The organism is Methylibium sp. (assembly GCF_013817365.1).
Taxonomy (GTDB): Bacteria; Pseudomonadota; Gammaproteobacteria; order Burkholderiales; family Burkholderiaceae_C; genus Methylibium.
The window spans coordinates 1-4220 of record NZ_JACDCU010000366.1 but is presented as its reverse complement, the minus strand read 5'-3'; the positions used below and the strand labels follow the sequence as shown (position 1 = coordinate 4220).

4 protein-coding genes and 1 pseudogene are annotated in these 4220 nt (G+C 65.0%); all 5 read right to left on the bottom strand.

The window, feature by feature from the left end; all coding sequences use genetic code 11:
- Positions 1-152 (bottom strand): annotated as a pseudogene (locus H0W38_RS22160) (amino acid ABC transporter substrate-binding protein); the annotation flags it as partial.
- Positions 153-256: 104 nt separating this feature from the next.
- The gene (locus H0W38_RS17760; protein ID WP_292456546.1) at positions 257-685 is read right to left on the bottom strand and encodes a GtrA family protein; all 429 of its coding nucleotides are present in this window, start codon (positions 683-685) and stop codon (positions 257-259) included.
- Positions 682-1593, bottom strand: coding sequence for a UbiA family prenyltransferase (locus tag H0W38_RS17755; RefSeq protein WP_292456548.1), 912 nt, complete (start codon positions 1591-1593; stop codon positions 682-684). The genes H0W38_RS17760 and H0W38_RS17755 overlap by 4 nt, the downstream gene beginning before the upstream one ends.
- A 126-nt stretch (positions 1594-1719) precedes the next feature.
- Positions 1720-3405: a hypothetical protein gene (locus H0W38_RS17750; protein WP_292456544.1), complete on the bottom strand. Its 1686-nt coding sequence runs from the start codon at positions 3403-3405 to the stop codon at positions 1720-1722.
- Between the two features lie 274 nt (positions 3406-3679).
- Positions 3680-4220 (bottom strand): hypothetical protein (locus tag H0W38_RS17745; RefSeq protein ID WP_292456543.1); only part of this gene is annotated, 541 nt, incomplete at its 5' end.

Here is a 4220-nt window from a genome sequence, read left to right as displayed (position 1 = left end):
TCGCTGCCCAGATAGGAAAACGGAATCGAGGCCTCGCGATAGCCGACGCTGATGCTGCCGCTGGACTTGAGCTTGTCGAGCGTTTGCGCCTGGACTCCCGCGCCGATACCTGTCATCAGGAGGGACAGAACGAAGATCTTGGGGGAATGCATGCAGAGATCCTTTGAGGAGAGGTTTGCGACGGATGACACGCCCGATGCTAGCCACGAGCGCCCCCGAGGGCTATCGGGATAAATCTGCAATCCATAAGCTCGGCTTATGGATTAGGGCCTGGCGTCTCGCTCGTGGTCGATTGCCGAAAGGTGAAGCGCCGGTTCAGGTGGAAATTCATGACGAACACTACCGCCGTAGACAGCAGTTGCGCGGGAAGGTAGTGAAGCCTGCCAGTCAACCAGTCGAAGAGGGCCGCGTTGATCGCCAGGGTCAGCAGGGCGAAGCCGACGAACAGCGCGGCGCCAGTCGCGAGTGGCACGCTGGAGCGAAAGGTGTAGCGGCGCTGAAGCAGGAAGTTGGCGCCTATGGAGACGACCAGACCCAGGCTGGAAGCCAAGGTTTCCCGCATGCCGACGAACTCGATCGCCGCGCTCATCACGGCGAGATGCACGGTCAGCGCCGCGCAGCCAGCGACGAAATAGCGGGCGAACTGCCCACGCACGGCCGCCGAGCGAAGCGGGGCGGCGCTCAAGGCGCTGGATCGATGGTGATCAGATAAGGCACGGTCAGCGACTCCAGCATCGGGACGTCGATGAAGGTCAGGCTCAGCAAGGTTGCCGTCGTCGCGCCGCTCAGCATCATCAGCCGGCGTTCGCGAAAAAGCTTCTCGGGCTTTTGCGCCACCGAGCCGCTGCCGAGCGACAGCCGCAGGTAATGGACGAACAGGGCCACGATCAGCGGGAAAGCCAGCGCGTACTCGATCCGGTACTTGATCAGGAAGACGGCAAGCAGCGAAGTGCAAAGCATCGCGTACAGGAAGCACGACAAGGTCAGGCTTCGTTCGGTGTAGAACCTGAACGAGCGGCGGTAGCGGTGCAGCACCCCGACGCCCGCGGTGGCGGCGATCTCGCGGTACTCGGAGAGGCGCTTGGCGGCCATGAGGAACGCGCCGCCCATCCAGTACGCGACCAGCAGCGACAGCGGCGCCAGCGTCTGCTGGTCGATCATGGCCCAACCGAGCATGAGGCGGATCGGATTGTTTAGCGATTCAGAGAGCACGTCGAAGTAGCTCTTGTCCTTGGAACGGAACGGCTTGACGTTGTAGACGATGCCGGAGAGCCAGAAGACGATGACCACCGCCGCGAAGACCGGACCCACCCACCAGGCGAGCAGCAATCCGAGTGCTGCGCAGGCGGCGTAGCTGGCGTAGACGACCGGCGCGCGAAGCTGTTTGTTGACCGCCGTGCGCTTGGATTTCTCGGGGTGGAAGGCATCGAACTCGCGGTCCAGCCATTCGTTGATGATGTAGTTCGCGGAGGCGATCAGGATGGCGCTGGCGAAACCCAGGGCGATGGTCAACACGGCAGCACCGTCGAGCGACGGCTCAACCAGGGCGTAGGCCAGAATGATTCCGGGCACGATGAACACGTGCTTGGTCATGTGGTCCAAGCGCGCGATATGCACGTAGTCCCGCCAAGACGCCTCGGAGCTCGCTCGGCTCGCCGCGAGAATGGGTTGTGTCGAAACCGTCTTGTCAGCCGTTGTCTGCATCGTGCGCCTCATGCTTCAAGTTCTTGCTGCCAGTGAGTTGCCCGTTCCCGGTGGTGCGATCGAAGGTCGCGCCCTGGCTGTGGTGTCACGAACGATGGCCAGCGCGACCAGCGCGAGGAAAGGCAGCAGCCAGATCACGCGCGCCTGAAAGCGGTCGAACGGCGACGCGAGGCTGGCGCAGACGAGGGCGTTGGACACGACGCCGGCCACCACCAAGCTGGTGAACAGCGTGAAATCGCTCCACGCAGAGCCGGCCTCGGCCGCAAAAAGAACGCGCCTCTGCGGCAGGCTCACGGCCAGCCCCAGCGCAATCAGCAGCGCCGCGAACACCGATACGTGGGTGGCGAGGCTCAGATTGCGATCCCAGGGGTTGCTCTTGTCGGCGGCCCGGCTCTGCAATAGCGTCTTGAACGTTTCCGGCGGCAGCCGGGCGCCGTAGCGCAGCGCTTCGTTGCGGTAGCCGAGGATATCCACGCGGAACATGACGAGCTGGTGCAGCAGGTCGGCGCTCAGACCGCGTGCCACTGTGAGCGGGTCGAAGCGGACGACGTCCAGGAGAAAAGGGAACTGCTCGCCGGAGATGCGGCGCTTGGTTTCGGCATCGGCCAGTGTGAAGGCACCCTTGGACGGATCAGCCGAGAAAATGAAGTCCACCCAGGGCGTTGGGAAGTTGCCCACGTAGGCGCAGGCCGCATAACTGGAGCCGGGGCAAGTCGCCTCCAGGAACGCCGTGCCCGGCCCCATGTCGATGAGCCGGGCCATCGGATGCGGCATGCGCAGCGGCGGCTGGCCGATGGCGACCGTGACCGCCTTGAAGAAGAGCCACTCGGCCGCGAAGCCGGCGGCGACGCAGGCGATAGCCAGCGAAAGACCGGCGATGGACAGGCGCCGCGCTTTGCGGCTCAACATCCGCGCGGCGCATACCGGCAACAGCAGGGCCACTGCCAGCGCGAGATGACTGGGGTGGCTGACGAGCCCGAACGTCATGATGACCGCCAACGCAACCCGGTCTGCCCGCCCGAGCCGCACCCAATACACCGCCAGCGTCGCCACCGCAAGAATGATCAGCGGCGCGAAGACATCTGGCATCAGCAAACCGGCGAACGCGCTCAGCGGCGTGAAGAGCGTCAGCGCGCCGACAGTGGCGATGAACGCCGGCGGGCGGATGGCCCACAGGCGCACCATCAGTAGGTGCAGCAGGTAGGCAGCGCCCAGGGCTTGCATGACGACCACCAGCCACAGGTCGCTGCTCACGTAGCCCAAGTACAGCAGGGCGCCGTAGTAGACCGAGCGGCCGGCCATCACGAGCTTGTCCTCGATCGAGGTGAACCGCCGCGCGGGAGGCACGGCGGGGAGGGAGACTTCTCCGTCCTTGTTCTGCGCCGCCGCTGCGGCTGCTTCGGCGGCTTGCGGCGCCCAAGCGGTTGCGAAGCGGGGTCCGAGCAATTTGGTGATCCCCATGTCCGCGCCTCTCACGTAGGTCGCGGTATCGGGATAGAAGAACGGTTGTCCGTTCAGTACGGCGAGCAGGCAGAGCATCAACGTCGCGAATCCGACAGACAAAAGCTGGCGAGGCCAGGCGCCTACTGTATGGGGTACGGGCACTTGTAAACGCTTCGAGGCAGGTTGGTTCGATGGGCGGAGGGCGCTGGCCCCACTGTTTCGGACCGGGGGCGCAGGGGTCGCCTTCGGCTGACGCAACGTCGGCAATCGCGATTAAAGTACGCGGGGGGGCGCAGGGTCAATGGCAGCGTACGCAGGCAGCGCGGTTCTGTCTCCACCCTGAACAGGTGTCGCGCATTCGCCGACGCTTGGCCGCGCCACGCACATGCATGAACGAGGTTCAGCAAAGGCGTCCATGCTTCACATCCTTGCTCACCGCAAAGACGAGTGTGCCGATCGTGCTGGTGACGCTGCTGCTCGCCGTGGCAGCGCTCGGCATCACCCTGTGGTCGGTCAAGCGGCACCGCGATCCTCATTGCGCATCGAGTGCGATGCGCCGGTGTCCGAACTCGTCGATTCGCTGGCCGGCCTGACGCACAACAGCCTGCTGGAAGGCAATGCGGTCCGGATGCTCGAGAACGGCCGACCTCGGGCTGCGGCTTGCCGGCCCGGTGGTGAACGCACTGCAGGCGACTTCAGCGAAAACTGGGTCGACGAGACCGGCGAGCTCTTCGTGGGCCAGGACGTTTTCCGAGCGCTCGAGCCGGCGGGCGACGTCGTTATTCACGTCGCCCGCGTGAAGCCCGAGGGCTCCGCGCCCGCGGTGAAGATCCTCCACCACCTGGCGATCTGCCTCGCGCGCGAACGGATCCTGATCCAGAACCCCTACTTCCTGCCCAAGGCGACCGCGATCAAGGCGCTCGGGCGGGCCGTGGCGCGCGGCGTCGACGCGCGCGTGATGGAGCAACTTCGACGAGCGCTCGTTCGAAATCAACGACGAGATCACCCTCGGCTTGCGAAGCACCGCGCTGGCGCGCCAAATGGAGGCGGTGTTCGAGCGCGACGCCCGGGAC

What these genes read in the sequence shown, in the direction of transcription:
- H0W38_RS17755 (WP_292456548.1), bottom strand. Translation starts at nt 1,593, where the DNA reads ATGACCAAGCACGTGTTCATCGTGCCCGGAATCATTCTGGCCTACGCC.